The organism is Butyrivibrio sp., from assembly GCF_015056685.1.
Lineage (GTDB): Bacteria > Bacillota > Clostridia > Lachnospirales > Lachnospiraceae > Butyrivibrio.
The window spans coordinates 1-18,319 of record NZ_SVFW01000041.1 but is presented as its reverse complement, the minus strand read 5'-3'; the positions used below and the strand labels follow the sequence as shown (position 1 = coordinate 18,319).

Sequence of the window (18,319 nt, the reverse complement as noted above, 5' to 3'; positions counted from 1 at the left end):
GAAACTACCAATTTTATTTCAATCAAGGAAAATGATGTTGAGTTTGTTTTTGAACCAAATGATTATTCCTTGCCGGAAAATGCCAGTTTTGCTGTTGAAGAAAAAAACTCTGAAAACTATCTTGAATCAGATGAACTAAAGAATGCTGTAAGTGAGTCAATAAAGAAAAGTAATAATTCTATTAAGCTTGATTCAATAAAAGCTGTAAAGATTTATGATTTTACTTTGACTTGTGAAGATCAGCTTATTAGCAATTTTGGAGAAGAGATCGCCGTTAGGATCAGCAAGGATATCTTTGACGATGTAAGTAATCTGAAGGCTTTTTATATATCAGATGATGGTTATGAAGAAATTGGATGTGAAGCTACTGATGATTGGATTTACATTTATACTACTCATTTCTCCTCCTACGCCATAGTTTCATATGAGACTGCAACAGAGGAAAATACTGTAGATGAGACTGCTCTTATTGACTCTGTAAAATTACTTCTTAATGGTGATGAGATTTCTTCCGATTCCACAGTTTCTTTAAATGATGAGCTTACTATCAAATATATATTCAAAAGTCCTTTGAGTTTAAACTATTCTGAAGATGCCATGAATGATGAAAATGCAGTATATTTGTCATCTGGTAACACATATGCTTTACCTTCAATTGATACGGACATTTTTGCTATTCAGAATGACCTCACTTTTCCGGTTTATTTTTCAGATCAGACCACACAATTTGGTAATGTAACAATTGATACTGATGGTAATGTAAAACTGTATGTTACTTACGAAAATTTGACACAGGTTTATGATGTGGTTTTCGGCGTGGTGTTTACATTAAACGCCGAATCTGTTGGTAGCCAGGAAGAATTTGCTATTACATTACCGGGTGGCAACGATGATCAGACTTTAACTGTAAAAATTTCAGAAAATCAGCCTGCAGAGCCTACAATTACTAAGACAAAAAGCAAACTTGATGAAGATAGCAATATATTATGGACAATTACTGTTACAGAAGCTGAAAATCCGGTTAGCTATGAGAATGGGTATACAGTTATTGATACTTTCGATTCTAATCAGAGCTATGTAAAAGGTTCATTTGAATGTAATAGAAGTGCAGTTTCAGATGAAAATGAAAATCTCAATATCAATAACAGTACTAATACTATTACTTATTCTTTTAATTCCGGATCGACGACTATTATTACTTACAAGACTCATATTGATTTTCTTTCATCAGGATCCACTCAAAATAGTGGAGCCATAACACTTTCAATAGAAAATACTGCGACACTATATGATAAGGCAAATTTAGAAAGTCCTATAACTTCAGCAAAAGTAGAAGATTCTGTATCATCCGCTGAACTTAAGCAGTTCATAACCAAAAATGGTGGAGAGCTCAAATATGATAGTAGTAATAATACAGGTGTTGCTTCATGGACAATAACGGTCAATTCAAATGGATATTCTTATCAAAACCTTACTCTGTATGATGTTATATCTTCCTATGATGACTATACTATGAAGCTTGATGAATCTTCTGTTAAAGTGACTGAAAATGGAACAGACCTTGTAGCTGGAACAGATTATGAGATAGGTACAACTTCGGGAAGTTCTGATATTGGTAAGACGGCCTATACCTGGAAAATGGTATTTCTTGAAGATGGAAAATATCAGATAAAAAAAGATCATACATACACTATTACATATAATACGATAATAGAAAACTACACAGAATTTCTTCAGACTAACCATTCAACGCTTCCTAACAATTATGCTTTTCTGGAATATGAGTATGACTATACAGGAAATGGTGATTACAAACCTTTAAAAGGACCAACACTGAGTAAAATATCTGTAACAGGTACCAGCGTTGCCACAAATGCTGCAATTGATATAGAGTTTAAGAAATACAATGCTGCTACACATGAGCTTACATGGAATGTAGTAGTAAATAAAAATAAGCAGAGTATTACAGATGCGGTTGTAGAAGAAATTGTAGGCGAAGGACAGGAGTTTGTCAGTGTTAGTAATGCTGTTATTTCAGGAGATGGTTCGTCTGAAAGCTATACTATTGATAAAAATAGCCAAACACTTAGTGTAAATGAAGATGGTAATGAAGAGATAGATTTTAAAAATAAACTTGATGGTGCCAGCGCCTCATTTACTATAGTGACAAAACTTACTGATGAAGAGGCTGAAGTTTGGTCAAACAATGTCACTAAAAAAAGTTATTACAAGGATACAGTAAAACTTACTTTTGCTAATCAGGCAACTGCGTCATCTGATACGGCTTATGCCAATTACGTAAGTACTGTGCTTGATAAAACAGCCGGAAGTTATAACTATGATACTCATGCTATTGATTACACAATAACTGTAAATGCCAATAAAATGGCTATGTCCGATATTGTAGTAACTGATTACCTTGGAACTAATGGATTGTCATTGGTTTCAGGTAGCATCGCAGTTAATGGAAACACTATAGATGAGGAAACATCAAATGCTGCATATTATAGCTATGATTCAGATGGAGTTTTGAAAATACATCTTCCTGATGTAAAAGATGACGAAGTCGGAGAAGATAGTGCTAAAAAGGTAATAACTTTTTCTGCAAAGGTTAACGATGGCGATAAATTTACATCGATTAATGGCGGTAAAGTATTCGTTACAAATACAGCAAGTTTATCTACTTATGCAATAAAAGGTTTTGAAGTAACTAAGTCTGTTACGACCCAGTGGATCAATAAGGTCATAGAGAAGACTGCCAGCGTTGATACTACTACAAAAGAAATAACTTATAATGTTTATTTTAACGGCAACAGGCAGCTTCTTCCATCAAATCTGATCTTGAGGGATACATTGGGAGAAGACCTTTCGCTTGATGAAACATCAGTAAAACTGTATGTTGGCTCCATCAATGCTTCTACAGGTGAGATAACAGCTGAAAGTGAAGAAACAGATTACACTGTATTAGTAACACCAAACGGAGAGAAGACACAGCTTGATGTGACACTTCCTCAAAGGGAGAATAATACAAACATTTATGTTCTTACCTATAAAGCCATGCCAACTGAAATAAAAAGTGGTGGTGATTATTCCAATGCTATTTCACTTGTAGGTTATTCATCAAGCGATGTTTACAGTTCGAAGGCGGATTTAAGCGTCAGCTCTTTTGGCGGAGGATGGACCAAGGATCCTCAGGTTTTGTATATTACAGTTACAGATAGTGATGACAGTGATATTGTTTTATCCGGAGTTAAGTTTGCAGTTACAGATATAGATGGCAATAAAGTTGCTACTTTAACAACTAAATCAAACGGAAAAGCAACTTTGATTGGAAAATTGGCTGACAACACAGACTATACAATTAGTGTAATTGAAGAATCTATTCCTGATCTGTATGAATTTGTTACAACTGATCAGATACTTACTACGGAAGAATCCGGTGGAGTTCAAAACGCTAAGACCATTTCTTTTGTGGCAAAAAAGAAGACAAAAGAAGTAAAGATACTTAAGGTTGATAGTTATGGAAATGCTTTAAGTGGAGTTAACCTTTCTATTTCAAGGACATTAACAAATAATACTACAAAAACTGAGCAGTTTACTTCATCTGAAAATGCGTACATATTTAATGCCGCATATGACGTGCATTACACACTTTCTGAAGCTGAAGAAGATGTTCCTTTTGGCTATGAAAAAGCTGATGATATAGTTTTTTATATTGATGAAAATGGCAGTTTGAATTTGTATGATGCACAGGAAGACGAATATAACACTGTAGATGGCGATGAAATACAAATGGTAGACAAAAACCTGGACACATACACGTTTACAGTGGATGTAGTTAATCAGGAAAATACAAGCCTTACAGGAGCTGAAATATCAGTATATGAAGCTTCAGGATCTGAACCTGTCCGTGTATATAATACAACCGGAAGTAAAATATCAATAAGTTTACCTTCTGGAGACTACTATATTAAACAAAGTGAGGTACCATATGGCTATGTTTCTGAATCAGCTATTGTTAAAGCAATAAGAATCGACTCAAACGGTGATTTTTATATTCAGACAGAATCAGATACTGATACTGAATATGTAAGTACTGAGTCAAACTTTGTATTTATCGATGTTAATGACGAAGAGATTACAGCCTGTGTTGAATTGTTTGAAGAAGATGAGCTTTCAACAGTACTTGAAGGTGTAACACTTACCCTTTATGAGCTGACTGATAATGAGAATAAAGCTGAAATAGTTGAGTCCTGGATAACGGACGGCAAAAGTAAGACATTATATCTTGGATATCAGAAAATATATATTCTCAGTGAAACAGAAGGCCTTGATGGCTATGAAAAAGCTACATCAATTAAGTTTACAATTCTCAGATCAGATGATAATGATGTTGTAGAAATTATTTCAAATGATGGCTCTACCAGTGCACTTGAGGATAACAAAGTAGTTCTTTTGACAACTATTAAACTTCCTACATTTGAAAGTGGCAGTAAAGGACCAAGTAAAGCTCCACAGACTGTTACTAAGCCTGAAACAGAAAATGAGGCTTCAGAAGGTGAAAAAAACGGATCAGAAGTAGGCGATAATACAAATGAAGGTGAAAACTCTGAATTGGGTAAAGATACAGTTGTAGAAAAGGATACAGATAAAAACAAAGAGACTGTCACGGATTCGGATACAGCTAAAGGCTCTGATGTACAGGCTGGTGCAGGCACAAACTCAAATGCAGACGCAGACACCGATACAAATACATCTACAGGCACAGATACAGATAACGACGCGGATACAAGTGTAAATACAGATACTTATGAGCAGGATAGTAATTCTAATCTAACAAATAAAGCTATCGTAAATGTTAGTTTTGAAGACGTATCAGAAGATGAAACATTAGATGCTAATCAGCAGTCTATAAAGGGCATAAACAGACTGGCTAAGACAGGTGGATTTATAGGAACAGTCTTATCTTATGTTCTTGGAATTATATTGATTGTAACAGGTGCTTTCATAGTTTTTAGAAAGAAGAAGATTAATGAATAATATTTTATTCAAGATAGTAAAGAGCTTCCTTGGCATATTTGTTTTGAGTATGGGCGTATATGTAATAATAGCGTCCATACAGCTTAACATAAGTCAGAAAAAAGAGGTTGAGGATACTATTCAAAAAATAAAGCAGGAGAGGGAAGAGTTTTTACAGACAGGTATAATTTCTAGTGTTGAATCATCAGAGAGTGATGGAGAAAACGAGTACATTTTAAGAATTCCCTCAATTGACAGTGAAAATGTAGTAACTGAAGGAACTTCAAAAGAAGCTTTAAAAGCAGCTCTTGGTCATGAATCTGATACTGTTTTGCCAGGTGAACTAGGTAACTGTGTAATAGCAGGGCACAGGAATTATACTTTTGGAAAGTTTTTCAACAGGCTTGAAGAAGTAGAAATAGGCGATATGATCTATATTGATACTCCTACAGATACATATAGCTATAGAGTTTATGAAATAAAAACTGTAAAACCTGAGGATGTTGAAATACTTGAAAATACTGACAAAGAAATTTTAACACTTTACACTTGCACACCAATCTATATAGCAACGCACAGGTTGGTAGTTATAGCAGAAAGAGTACTATAAGCACTTCCCATATAGGAACAATTAACCTATATGGGAAGTTATTTTATTATTAGAAAACTTTAATAAGTGTACAATTTGTTTAGTGATAAAATATATCTGTAAATACGTCAACGGTAATCAAGGAGTGTGATTATGAATAAAAACATTTCTAAAGTTTCTGATTTTCAAATGACTGCAAAACTGTTGTTCAGACTCTTACCGGTACAGATACTCTTAAATTCTATTAGTGCTATTAATGGTATAGTTACAGGCTTCTTTGCATCTAACTATGTTGGAGAAGCTGCCATGGGTGCCGTAGGTCTTTATAATCCAATTAGTCAGCTTGTAGGTGCGATAAGCTTTATGCTTTTGACCGGTTCTGTTGTTATCTGCGGCAAATATATGGGCAAGAATCAGGTAGGACAAATGCAGAATGTTTTTACACTGGATATTCTGTTATGTACTATTATCTCAGCTGTAACAGCCACGATATTGATCATATTGGCTATATTTGATCTGACATCTTTTATTGCTCCTGAGAATTCGTCCAGGCTTGTGTTTAATAGATTTTTACTCGGTCAGGCGCTTGGAATTTTCCCCTTATTTATTGGCAATCAACTTGCGGCATTTCTTTCTCTTGAAAACAAATCCACCCGAACTACTATAGCAAGTATTGTATATATAGTCGTCAATCTGATTTTTAATTATGTCTTTGTTCAGGTACTTCATTTGCAGGCCTTGGGACTTGCAATTGCATCGTCCCTTGGAATGTGGGTGTTTATGCTGGTTCAGGCCCAGTTCTTCTTTACGCCACAAGCATCAATAAAACTTAATTTTAAGGGCTTTAGGTGGGATGATGCAAAAGAGATTGTTACTATCGGATTTCCTGGAGCAATAGGAAATGGATATCAGACTATCCGTGGATTGATTGTCAATGGACTTATTATTTCCTATGTAGGAAATGTTGGCATTTCTGCTTTTGCGGCTTCTAACGCGATAATGGCTTTCTTTTGGGCGATTCCCGCCGGAATGCTGAATGTATCAAGAATGATGATAAGTGTAAGTATTGGAGAAGAGGACAGAACTACTCTGAAGAACGTAATGAGGACTGCGCTTTTTAGATTTATCCCTCTTCAATGCGCAGTTTCGGCATTTATTATTCTAATGGCAAAGCCCTTTACTTTGGTTTTCTTCCAAAATCAGTCAGAACCGGTTTTTGCCATGACTATGTGGGGATACAGAATCCTTCCTCTATGTATGCCGCTTGCAGTATGGCTTATGCATTTTAGTTGCTATGCACTTGCATCTGAAAGGAAAGTACTGGTTCATATTTATTCAGTCCTTGATGGATGGATATTTGTAAGCGCCTTCACGGCTCTTTTAATACCTTATTTTGGGATGAATGCAGTATATTATGCCAATGTTTTAAATGGCATCGCCTGTATGATAGTTGTTATAATGTATGCTGTAATTAAGAATAAAAAAATACCATCAAATCTTGATGAACTAATGGTGATACCGGAAGACTTTGGGGTTGATGATGACCACAGGGTTGAATTTGCTGTTCGTAAGATGGAGGATGTAACAGGAACTGCTGATACTGCCCAGAAATTTTGCATAAGTAAGGGCATTGATAAGAGAAGAGCTTATTTTATCAGCCTTGCGATGGAAGAAATGGCGGGGAATGTAGTAAGACACGGTTTTGCTATGGATAACAAAAAGCATAATCTCACTGCCAGAGCAATAGTTAAAGACGACGATGTTATACTTTGTATTAAGGATGACTGCCAGCCCTTTGACCCTGTTCAAAGACAGCGCCTTGCTGATCCTGATGATAAGACCACGAACATTGGACTAAGGATGGTCTATAGTATCGTCAAGGATTTCTCTTATCAAAATGTATTGGGTTTAAATGTTCTTACCATAAAAATATAAGTTTCAAAGAGACCACCAATTTAATTGATGGTCTTTTATTATATTTGTTGACTTGTACGATTTAAAGCGTTAAAGTATTAAAAGAATACATCAAAACTATTGCTTGGGAGGTTTCTATGATTATTAAAGTGTTGTTGCTTGTGGTGTTTTTTGCAGTGATGCTGTTTATTGGTTTTACCTGCAGAAAAAACTCGACAGATGTTAATGGATTTGTCCTCGGCGGAAGATCAGTTGGCCCATGGGTTTCTGCTTTTGCCTATGGTACCAGTTATTTTTCTGCTGTTATCTTTGTTGGTTATGCAGGGCAGTTTGGATGGAAATATGGAATAGCCGCTACCTGGGTAGGAATTGGAAATGCTTTTATCGGTTCACTTATGGCATGGTCGGTTCTTGGCAGAAGAACAAGGATCATGACACAGCATCTTAATTCTGCTACAATGCCGCAGTTCTTTGCTTCCAGATTTGGAGGATCATCACTGAAAATTGCCGCATCTGTGATCACATTTATTTTCCTTATCCCATATACAGCATCTTTATACAATGGCCTTTCAAGACTCTTTGGAATGGCATTTAATATTGACTACTCTGTTTGCGTTGTAGTTATGGCAGTTCTTACCGGAATATATGTAATTGCAGGTGGTTATATGGCTACAGCCATCAACGATTTTATCCAGGGAATTATCATGCTCTTTGGAATATCAGCAGTAGTTATTTCTGTACTTAACAGTCAGGGCGGATTTCTTGCATCACTTGACGGACTTGCAAGGATCTCCGATGAGTCTGTAAGTACAACTCCAGGTATTTTTGCTTCCTTCTTTGGACCAGATCCTTTGAACCTTTTTGGAGTCGTTATCCTGACATCTCTTGGAACCTGGGGACTTCCACAGATGGTACAAAAATTCTATGCGATAAAGAGTGAGAGATCAATCTCTAAGGGAACTATAGTTTCTACATTTTTTGCCTTCGTAGTTGCCGGTGGATGCTATTTCCTTGGTGGCTTCGGAAGACTTTTCTCAGACAGGATAGATATTGCTGCAAATGGATATGACAGCGTTGTACCTGCAATGTTATCAGGGCTTCCGGATATTCTTATTGCAGTTGTTGTGGTGCTTGTTTTATCAGCTTCTATGTCCACACTTTCATCACTTGTTCTTACAAGTAGTTCAACGCTTACTCTTGACCTTTTAAAGGGCCATGTTATCAAGAAGATGGATGAAAAGAAGCAGATTCTTATAATGAGATGCCTTATCGTTGTGTTTGTAGCTGTTTCAGTTGTTATAGCAATTGTTCAGTACAAACAAAATGTGACTTTTATAGCTCAGCTTATGGGTGTTTCATGGGGAGCCCTTGCGGGAGCCTTTCTTGCACCTTTTTTATATGGACTTTACTGGAAGGGAACTTCTAAAGCCGGAGTATGGTGCAGCTTTATCTTTTCAACTGTTGTAATGCTTGCAAATATGCTTGTTAGACCAAGTTTTCCAAAACTCTTACAGTCTCCTATAAATGCCGGAGCTTTTTGCATGATCGCAGGACTTGTTATTGTTCCTCTTGTTTCTGTATTTACTAAAAAGCCTGATAAAGACTTGGTTGATAGCGCCTTTGCGTGCTACAATAAGGAAGTTATGGTTCATCAGAGCACATCACTTTCTGATGAAGAAAACATAGCTTAATACTTATTTAGGAGATTTACTTTTTTATGATAAGAAGAGCCAAAGAAACAGATATTCCACGCATGATCACATTACTTAATCAGGTGCTTGAGATACATGCAAAGATAAGACCTGACATTTTTGTTTCAGGCAAGACTAAGTATTCAGTAGCAGAGTTAAAAGAAATCCTATCTGATGATAATAAGCCTGTTTATGTTTACACAGATGAAAATGATGAATGTATGGGCTATTGTTTCTGTGTACTTAGGGATATTCCCAAGGCGGACTTTATGGCTCCTATAAAGATTCTTTTCATAGATGATCTGTGTGTTGACGAATCAAAGAGGGGAGAGCATATAGGAAAAAAGCTTTTTGACTATGTGAAGGAAGAGGCCAAAAGGCTTGGATGCTATGAGGTTACTCTGAATGTATGGGAGGGTAATGACTCAGCAATTGCTTTTTATAACAGCCTGGGCATGAAGGTAAAAGAGTATCAGATGGAATTGATTTTGTGATTGCAAAAATGATAAAATAGATATGTAATTTAGCTAATGATTGTTGTATAGGGTTGATTTTATGAGGCAAAGAACATATCGTATTTTAGATTGTAGTACTTTGGATAATATTTTAAATGAGATCAATTCTTCAGAGGATTATTATTATGCATCAGGCATTTTGATGCAGTTATATAATCCAAGACTGGATATAGACGAGGAATATCTTGTCAGCCGTATTAATGAAGTATGCCCAAAGGCTGTGCTCACAGGCATGACATGTGCAAGTATAGCAGAGGAGAAGTATGATCTGAAAGACTCACCAATACAGCTTTCAGTATCTTATTTTTTCAAAACAAAGATATATCGCTACGAATATGATCTAAGTGAAGTTTCGATGTTTGTAGCCGGAAGAATAATGAATGAAAAAATAGACGGTCTTAGAGACGTAAAATGTATGCAGATATTTTACGTTTCTCCAAGTTCGTCTATTTCTGTTTTCTCTAAAGAATTCAGTCATCAAAATCTCCCTGTTTTTGGCGCTAAAGCAGGAAGAAATATTCGTGCGCTTAATACCGCACACGTTTATGGCAGTAGAAGCTTTGATAATGCAATAGTGTCGGTTATTTTTCAAAGTGATTCTTTATCTATTTATATGGATAACAATCTCGACTGGGCTGAGATTGGAAAAGAGATGGTAATAACAGGGGTTGAAGGAGACAGAATCGTAACTGAAGTAGATGGTGCTCCTGCTATTGAGGTTTATAAAAAATATTTAAAGATCAATCCCAATGATTATTTTGTCCATAACGTATGTGAATTTCCTTTTATCATAAAAAGAAATAATAACTTCGTGGCAAGGGTTCCGAGTGGATACAATGAGGACGGAGCTATTATATTTAACTCTGATGTTTTTCAGGGCGAGCATTTCAGGCTCTCTTACTCATTTCCGCAGCAGGCTCTCAACAAGACAAAGCTTGGGATAAATGCAATTTCGTGGCTTCAGCCACAGGCCCTTTACTTTTTTGAATGTGGTAACAGGCAAAGGTTTCTTAGGGAATACTATAGTGAAGAGAGAGACGTCTTTCGCTCATTCTTTCCTGAGTGCTCAAGCACAACCGGCTACTCAGAACTTTTTGCTTTGCCCGATTGTGGTATGTGCGATCTAAACAGCGCATTAGTCATTGTTGGCTTAACGGAGAATAAGCATTCAAAAGATCTTTTTGTTCATGGTAGCTGCGGTTTCTTAACTGAACAGGATGAAGACGAAAGACGTGAAGTTCCGTTTTTTGAAAGGATTCTGACCTTCCTTGAGAGTACCTCAAAGGATCTTGATGAACTCAATAAGCAGCTGGGAAAAGTTGCTTTTACTGACCAACTTACAAAGGTCTACAATAGATGGGAACTTGAGAGGAGCATAAACGAAGCCATAACTCTTGCGCAAAATGGAAGTTCATATTCGCTGCTTTTCTTTGATATTGATCATTTTAAACACGTTAATGACACTTATGGTCACGATGTAGGTGATGTGGTCCTAAAGAGCATTGTAAATATTGTTAAGGATTTTATAGAAGATAACCATGTATTTGGCAGATGGGGTGGAGAGGAGTTTTTATATCTTTTCCCAAATTCAGATGTTGAAAAGGCTTTAGAGTTTGCTGAAAAGATAAGGCAGACAATTGACGATACCTGTTTTGTCACAGTTCAGCATCTTACTGTGAGCATAGGAGTGACAATAATAAGGCCTGAAGATACAATAGAAACTTTTGTAAAAAGAGCTGACGAGGCTTTATACAATGCAAAAGAAACTGGAAGAAATAAAGTAGTGTTTGCAAAATGACAAAAATAAACCTCTGGCCAAATGGTCAGAGGTTTAAATTTTTTAGATATTTGCAATATCTTCCTGAGAAAGGAGCTTTAAGCCCTTTCCTGTGAGCTTTGCTTCAGCAGCTTTTGTATCAGCAACTCTGAAGATCATGTAAGCGTGGTTGGAAGAACCTCTTCCGGGAAAAGCGTACATGTACTCGATATTGACTTCTGCATCGGCGAAAACTTCCAAAAGCTTGTCAAGTCCGCCTGCCTCATCGGGAATCTCAACTGCAAGAACTGAAGTAAGGCTTGCGACGAAGTCATTTTCTTTTAAAGTATTTACAGCTTCTAAAGCGTCGTCAACGATGATGCGGGCAATTCCAAAATCCTTGGTCTCAGCAAGGGAAGTGGCACGCATGTCGATTTTGTTTTTTGCCATAACGCTTGTGAGCTTTTTTAATGTGCCGGGTTTATTTTCAAGGAAAACTGATATCTGTTTTATACTCATGATAGAATCCTCCTATATTTCTAGTATAGAATAATTTATGAATAATTACTGCAAAAAATATCAATAAAACTTAGATTTTTCTCTTATCGATAACTCTTACAGCTTTTCCTTCGCTTCTTGCGATTGACTTTGGTGCAAGGAGAGAGATCTTTACCTTGATTCCAAGCATTGAGTACATATCCGTAGCAAGTTTTTTCTGACGTTCCTCGATCTCACCGACATTATCTGTGAACATCTCAGGTGTCATTTCTACCTGAACATCAAGAGAGTCGGTGTTGTTGGCTCTGTCAACAACTATCTGGTAGTTTGCAGCATATCCATTGTTCAAAAGAACTGTTTCGATCTGGCTCGGGAATACATTTACGCCTCTTACAATGAGCATGTCATCTGAACGGCCCATTGGTTTAGCCATTTTGATGAATGTTCTGCCGCAGGAGCACTTGCCTCGTGTGAGTTTGCAGATATCTCTTGTGCGATAGCGGAGCATTGGGAAGGCTTCTTTGTCTACAGCTGTAAATACCAGCTCGCCCTGTGAGCCTTCAGGAAGTACTTCTTCAGTATCAGGATCGATGATCTCTGCTATGAAGTGATCCTCATTTATGTGCATACCATTTTGCTCACAGCATTCAAAGGCAACTCCGGGACCGGAAAGCTCTGTAAGACCATAAATATCGTAGGCTTTGATTCCTAAAGTGGATTCTATTTCCTGACGCATTTCTTCACTCCAGGCTTCTGCACCAAAGATTCCTGCCTTAAGAGGGATGTCTTCAGGTTTGTAGCCTTCTTCTTTGAAACGTTCGGAAATATATGCAGCATAACTTGGTGTGCAGCAAAGGATAGTGGCTTTAAGGTCATTTATAAACATCATCTGCCTGTCAGTGTTACCGGAGCTTATAGGAACTGTAAGGCAACCAACTTTATGAGAACCACCGTTAAGACCGGCACCGCCTGTAAAGAGACCAAAACCATATGCAATCTGACATACATCTTCATCAGTTCCGCCTGCTGCAACTATGGCTCTTGCGCAGCAGTCTTCCCAAAGATCAATGTCATGCTGTGTATAGAAAGCGACAACTCTTTTACCTGTTGTTCCTGATGTTGAGTGGATTCTTACGCAGTCCTTCATTGGAGCACCAAGAAGGCCAGTGGGATAGGCGTCTCGTAGATCCTTTTTTGATAAAAACGGAAGCTTATGAAGGTCGTCAACTGACTTTATATCATCAGGAGTTACGCCTTTTTCCTCCATCTTTTTCCTGTAGTAAGGGACATTATCCCAAACTCTTTTTACCTGCTGTACAAGCTTTTCGCTCTGAATCTTTTTTATTTCTTCATAAGGTGCTGTTTCAATTTCTTTCTGAAAATATTGCTCCATATCTTTTTCTCCCCAAAACAATTCTTTTTATGCGAAGTTTTTGCCAAGCTCGAAGGCTTTTTTATTCATGTCGAGGAATTTGGCAGGTACATTGGCTTCAAGGCTCTTCATCCATTCATCTTCAGGAAGATCAAAGTAGTGTGAGAGTCTTCCAAGTAAAACGATATTTACGGCTTTTGAGGAACCGGCCTTTTCAGCAAGAGTAAGGCAGTCCAAAGCATCAACCTTTGCGCCTGTGGCTTTTATCTTATCGATAATATTTTCAGGATATTCAGCTGCTCCTGTAATTACCGGCATAGGATCTATCTGCTGAGTGTTTGTGACGATCTGTCCATCCTTTTTAAGGTATGGAAGCCATCTTGCAGCTTCTAAGGCTTCAAAGGAAACAATGTAATCAGCCTGACCTTTATCGATGACAGGAGAGAAGACTTTTTCGCCGTATCTTACATAGGTTACAACGCTTCCTCCTCGCTGGCTCATGCCGTGTACTTCAGAAACTTTAACATCAAATCCCTGAGCCATTAAAAGATGTCCTAAAAGTTTGCTGGCAAGAAGTGAACCCTGTCCGCCAACACCAACGATCATAATATTTTTAGTTTCCATTTTTTCAAGCCTCCTTTTCCGGAGCATTAAAGGCTCCAACCGGACAGAGCTGGCTACATACGTTGCAGCCTACGCACAGTGTTGTATCAATTCTGGCCTGTCCATCTTTCATGGAAATTGCAGGGCATCCAATTCTCATACAGGATTTACAGCCTACGCATTTATTCTTATCAACGCTAAGAGGAGGATTGTGTTTTACGTATTTTAACAGTGCACAAGGGCGTCTTGAGATTATTACAGAAGGTGCATCTACGCTAAGTTCTTCTTTTAGAACCTTGTCACATTCTTCCAGATTATATGGATCAACTATACGAACCCGCTCAAAGCCCATAGCTCTGCAAAGGGCTTCAAGATCGATCTTTCCTGCCGGGTCACCCTTTATGTTGTAGCCGGTTGTTGGATTCTGCTGGTGACCTGTCATTCCGGTGATTGAATTGTCAACAATTATGATAGTTGAGTTTGACTGGTTATATGCAACGTTAGCAAGACCTGTCATTCCTGAATGCATAAATGTTGAATCACCGATAACAGCAACAGTTTTGTGCTCACTTTCGGCACCTCTTACTTTGTTAAAACCATGGAGCGCGCCTATTGAAGCACCCATGCAGAGAGTCATTTCAATAGCACCAAGTGGTGGAACTGCGCCCAGAGTATAGCATCCAATATCACCTAAAACAGTGCAGTTATTCTTTTTAAGAGTATAGAAGAGTCCTCTGTGTGGGCAGCCTGCACACATAACAGGTGGACGATTAGGAATCTCAGCATCAAGGGCAAAAGAGCTCTCAATATCTTTTCCGAATTTCTGAGCAATTAGATTTTGTGAAAACTCATCAACGATTGGCAGAAGGTCTTTTCCTGTGACTTCAATTCCAAGAGCTTTTACATGATTTTCAATGATAGGATCAAGTTCCTCTACAACAAAGAGCTTTTCAACCTTTGAAGCAAACTCCCTGATAAGCTTTTCAGGAAGAGGATTGGTCATACCAAGCTTAAGTACACTTACGGAGTCACCAAAAACCTCTTTTACATACTGGTAAGAAGTTGAACAGGTAATGATACCTGTTTTTGTATCACCCATTTCAACTCTGTTAAGAGGACAGTCTTCAGCATAAGAAATAAGGTCCTTTGTTCTCTGCTCAACGATAGGATGACGCTTTTTGGCATTGCCTGGCATCATTACGTATTTTGCGATATTTTTTTCGTATGGCTTATCGGGAACAGTTCTTTCGCCTGTACTTACGAGAGACTGAGAGTGTGCAACTCTTGTGCACATTTTTAAAAGAACAGGAGTGTCAAATTTTTCAGAAATTTCATATGCAAGCTTTGTGTATTCGAGGGCTTCGCTTGAATCAGAAGGCTCGATCATAGGAACCTTGGCAGCGATAGCGTGGTGTCTTGAATCCTGCTCGTTCTGTGATGAATGCATTCCTGCATCATCAGCAACTACGATCACGAGACCTGCATTAACTCCTGTATAGGACATTGTGTAAAGTGGATCTGCAGCCACATTAAGACCAACATGTTTCTGAGCGCAGAAAGCTCTTTTTCCTGCAAGTGATGCGCCAAAAGCAGATTCCATAGCCACCTTTTCGTTAGGGGCCCATTCACAGTATATATCATCATATTTTGCAGCTTCTTCAGTTACCTCTGTACTTGGAGTACCGGGATAACTTGAAATGAAGCATACTCCGGCTTCGTATAATCCCCGGGCAACAGCTTTGTTGCCAAGCATGAGCTGTTTGCCATTGTCTTTGCTCATTTATAATCCTCCTACCTTCTTGATAATTACGCACAATTATATAAAACAGACATTGTTCTGATTTAAAGTGATAAAGTGCATATACACTAGAATAATAAAAATAAAAAATAAAATCAAGAATTAAATATGCTTTAAATTGGTAAATATCGGGCGTCACTTGTATTGACCTTTTTATTAAATGTCTATATAATAAACTTTAGCGCTTTAAAGCGTACAAGAAGGGGATTACAATATGCCGATTACAGATTTACTAGAAAGAAACAGCAAACTTTATGGGGAAGAGGTTGCTCTTGTAGAGATAAATCCTGAGATAAAGGAAGAGCAGCGAGTAACATGGAAGGAATATGAGCTTATTCAGCCCACAAGCACTTCCTATTACAGAAGACAGATCACATGGTCTGTATTTGATGAAAAAGCTAACAGAGTAGCCAATATGCTCATGGAAAGGGGCATCAAAAAAGGACAGAAGTGCGCTATATTGCTTATGAACTGTCTCGAATGGCTGCCTATTTATTTTGGAATATTAAAATGCGGAGCTGTAGCTGTTCCGCTTAATTTCAGATTTACTTCTGAAGAAATTGATTATTGCCTTAAGGCTTCTGATTCTGATGTCCTTTTCTACGGACCTGAGTTCATCGGAAGAATCGAGGATATTGCTGAGAAACTAAAGAAGGAGATGCTTCTTTACTATGTTGGAGACCAGTGTCCATCCTATGCTGAGGACTATTACAAGCAGGTTTCAAATTCATCTTCAACGGCACCGAGAGTTCTGATCGAAGATAAGGATGATGCAGCGATCTATTTTTCATCAGGAACTACCGGATTTCCTAAGGCTATTTTGCATATACACACAGCACTTATGCAGTCTGCACAGATGGAAGCTATACATCATGAGACAACACATGCAGATAACTTCCTTTGTATACCGCCTCTTTATCATACAGGAGCTAAGATGCACTGGTTTGGTTCGCTATACACCGGTAGCAAGGCAGTTCTTTTAAAGGGCAATTCTCCTGAAGCAATTTTCCGGGCTGTTTCAGAAGAGCAGTGTACTATCGTCTGGCTCCTTGTTCCGTGGGCTCAGGATATTCTTGCTGCACTTGATAGTGGCAAGCTTAAGATTGAGGATTATAAGCTTTCTCAGTGGCGTCTGATGCACATAGGTGCTCAGCCTATTCCGCCAAGCCTTGTTCGTCATTGGCTTCAGTATTTTCCTCATCATAAGTATGACACCAACTATGGTCTTTCTGAATCAACAGGCCCTGGCTGCGTTCATCTTGGAATGGAAAATGTACATAAGGTAGGCGCCATAGGTGTTCCCGGTTATGGTTGGAAGACCAAGATAGTAGATGAAGAAGGAAATCCTGTTAAGCAGGGCGAGATCGGAGAGCTTTGTGTCAAAGGCCCCGGCGTTATGGTCTGCTATTACAAGAATCCTGAAGCAACTGCTGAGATTCTTAAAAACGGATGGCTCTTTACAGGTGATATGGCTCGTCAGGATGAGGACGGCTTTATATTCCTCGTTGACCGTAAAAAAGACGTTATTATTTCAGGCGGTGAGAATCTGTATCCTGTACAGATTGAGAGCTTCCTCATGAAAAATGACAAGATCCATGATGCAGCTGTTATAGGTCTTCCTGATCAGCGTCTTGGTGAAATTGCTGCCGCAATTATCCAGGTAAAAGAGGGAATGACTCTTACTGAAGAAGATGTAGATGCTTTCTGCGTTGATCTTCCAAGATATAAAAGGCCAAGAAAGATCATATTTGATAAAGTAATCAGAAATGCCACAGGAAAGATCGACAAGCCAAAGCTCAGGCAAAAGTACTGCGGCGACCATCTTGTAGAAAAGCAAAATCAGGGATGAATTTTTCATATCTAAATGTCTAAATAAGTAGATAAGGGAAGAGTATTCTGGTGTAAGCAAAAAGCTTACTCCAGAATACTCTTTATTTGTATATGCGTAAGTAAGGTAGAAGCTAGGTAGAAGCTAGGTAGTAGACAGGGGGCAGATATTGCCCCCTGTTATTCTATGTATAAGCTTAAGAAATTGGTAAATGCTTGGCTCCGTACGCCACCATTGACTGAACCTGAGGAAAACGCTTTGGTCTGCGAGCCGACGGTGAGGATGATGGGAACAGTAGATTTTCTCGCACCGTCGGATTCAACATTGTAGCGTTTTCCTCAGAACCCGTCAATGGCAAGCACCTTCGGTGTGGCTGGGTACAAGAGCCTCGGGCTCTGAATCCAGGAACAGTAAGGGTGGCTACTTTCATGAGTGCGCATGGCTATGTGCTCATTTTACTGTGACAATTTATTATGATACGCCTTGCGATTACAGAATCCATGACCTAATCAGCAGATTTCAAATGTCTAGGTCATGTTTTTTGTCATGGAATCGCCCTGCGATTACAGAATTCATGACCTAATCAACGGATTTCATAAGTTTAGGTCATGTTTTTTATTATGGAATCGCTCTGCGATTACAGAATTCATGACCTAAACAGCATTTTGATGTGACCCCAAAAAGTTAGACTTTTTTAGCGTAGCAGTTTTATGGCTGCTACGCTGTTTTTATGCAG

General features: G+C 38.2%; 11 protein-coding genes. 7 read left to right on the top strand and 4 right to left on the bottom strand.

What is annotated here, in order from left to right:
- The 6 genes from E7303_RS13600 to E7303_RS13575 form a co-directional block, all read left to right on the top strand.
- Positions 1-5,040 (top strand): MSCRAMM family protein (locus E7303_RS13600; protein WP_292145917.1); only part of this gene is annotated, 5,040 nt, incomplete at its 5' end.
- Positions 5,033-5,629 (top strand): sortase, encoded by a 597-nt coding sequence (locus E7303_RS13595; protein WP_292145916.1) that lies wholly within the window; start codon positions 5,033-5,035, stop codon positions 5,627-5,629. The genes E7303_RS13600 and E7303_RS13595, both read left to right, overlap by 8 nt.
- Before the next feature lie 132 nt (positions 5,630-5,761).
- Positions 5,762-7,543, top strand: coding sequence for an MATE family efflux transporter (locus E7303_RS13590; RefSeq protein ID WP_292145914.1), 1,782 nt, complete (start codon positions 5,762-5,764; stop codon positions 7,541-7,543).
- 116 nt (positions 7,544-7,659) lie between these two features.
- Positions 7,660-9,213: a sodium:solute symporter family protein gene (locus E7303_RS13585; protein ID WP_292145912.1), complete on the top strand. Its 1,554-nt coding sequence runs from the start codon at positions 7,660-7,662 to the stop codon at positions 9,211-9,213.
- A gap of 26 nt (positions 9,214-9,239) precedes the next feature.
- Positions 9,240-9,707 carry a GNAT family N-acetyltransferase gene (locus E7303_RS13580; protein WP_292145911.1) on the top strand — a complete coding sequence of 156 codons (468 nt, stop codon included), beginning with the start codon at positions 9,240-9,242 and terminating at the stop codon, positions 9,705-9,707.
- A gap of 100 nt (positions 9,708-9,807) precedes the next feature.
- Entirely contained in the window at positions 9,808-11,526 is a 1,719-nt protein-coding gene (locus E7303_RS13575) for a diguanylate cyclase (protein ID WP_292145909.1), read from the top strand.
- A gap of 42 nt (positions 11,527-11,568) precedes the next feature.
- Here the strand turns inward: E7303_RS13575 and E7303_RS13570 are convergent, their stop codons facing one another.
- The 4 genes from E7303_RS13570 to iorA all read right to left on the bottom strand — a co-directional run bounded on the left by E7303_RS13570 (position 11,569) and on the right by iorA (position 15,737).
- Entirely contained in the window at positions 11,569-12,003 is a 435-nt protein-coding gene (locus E7303_RS13570; RefSeq protein ID WP_022774507.1) for an acetolactate synthase, read from the bottom strand.
- A gap of 70 nt (positions 12,004-12,073) precedes the next feature.
- Complete coding sequence (locus E7303_RS13565) at positions 12,074-13,375, bottom strand: phenylacetate--CoA ligase family protein (protein ID WP_292145907.1); 1,302 nt, start codon at positions 13,373-13,375, stop codon at positions 12,074-12,076.
- A 27-nt stretch (positions 13,376-13,402) separates the two neighbouring features.
- Entirely contained in the window at positions 13,403-13,978 is a 576-nt protein-coding gene (locus E7303_RS13560; protein WP_292145906.1) for an indolepyruvate oxidoreductase subunit beta, read from the bottom strand.
- A gap of 4 nt (positions 13,979-13,982) precedes the next feature.
- Positions 13,983-15,737, bottom strand: a complete 1,755-nt coding sequence (gene iorA, locus E7303_RS13555; protein ID WP_292145904.1) for an indolepyruvate ferredoxin oxidoreductase subunit alpha — start codon at positions 15,735-15,737, stop codon at positions 13,983-13,985.
- Positions 15,738-15,969: 232 nt separating this feature from the next.
- On the opposite strand from iorA, the gene E7303_RS13550 reads away from it, so the two are divergent.
- Positions 15,970-17,604: a class I adenylate-forming enzyme family protein gene (locus E7303_RS13550; RefSeq protein WP_292145903.1), complete on the top strand. Its 1,635-nt coding sequence runs from the start codon at positions 15,970-15,972 to the stop codon at positions 17,602-17,604.
- Positions 17,605-18,319: the final 715 nt, after the last annotated feature.

Excerpts from the sequence above, each read along its gene's own strand:
- E7303_RS13550 (WP_292145903.1), top strand. The coding sequence starts at position 15,970 with ATGCCGATTACAGATTTACTAGAAAGAAACAGCAAACTTTATGGGGAA.
- E7303_RS13585 (WP_292145912.1), top strand. The coding sequence starts at position 7,660 with ATGATTATTAAAGTGTTGTTGCTTGTGGTGTTTTTTGCAGTGATGCTG.
- iorA (WP_292145904.1), bottom strand. The coding sequence starts at position 15,737 with ATGAGCAAAGACAATGGCAAACAGCTCATGCTTGGCAACAAAGCTGTT.
- E7303_RS13595 (WP_292145916.1), top strand. The coding sequence starts at position 5,033 with ATGAATAATATTTTATTCAAGATAGTAAAGAGCTTCCTTGGCATATTT.
- E7303_RS13580 (WP_292145911.1), top strand. The coding sequence starts at position 9,240 with ATGATAAGAAGAGCCAAAGAAACAGATATTCCACGCATGATCACATTA.
- E7303_RS13590 (WP_292145914.1), top strand. The coding sequence starts at position 5,762 with ATGAATAAAAACATTTCTAAAGTTTCTGATTTTCAAATGACTGCAAAA.
- E7303_RS13570 (WP_022774507.1), bottom strand. The coding sequence starts at position 12,003 with ATGAGTATAAAACAGATATCAGTTTTCCTTGAAAATAAACCCGGCACA.
- E7303_RS13565 (WP_292145907.1), bottom strand. The coding sequence starts at position 13,375 with ATGGAGCAATATTTTCAGAAAGAAATTGAAACAGCACCTTATGAAGAA.
- E7303_RS13560 (WP_292145906.1), bottom strand. The coding sequence starts at position 13,978 with ATGGAAACTAAAAATATTATGATCGTTGGTGTTGGCGGACAGGGTTCA.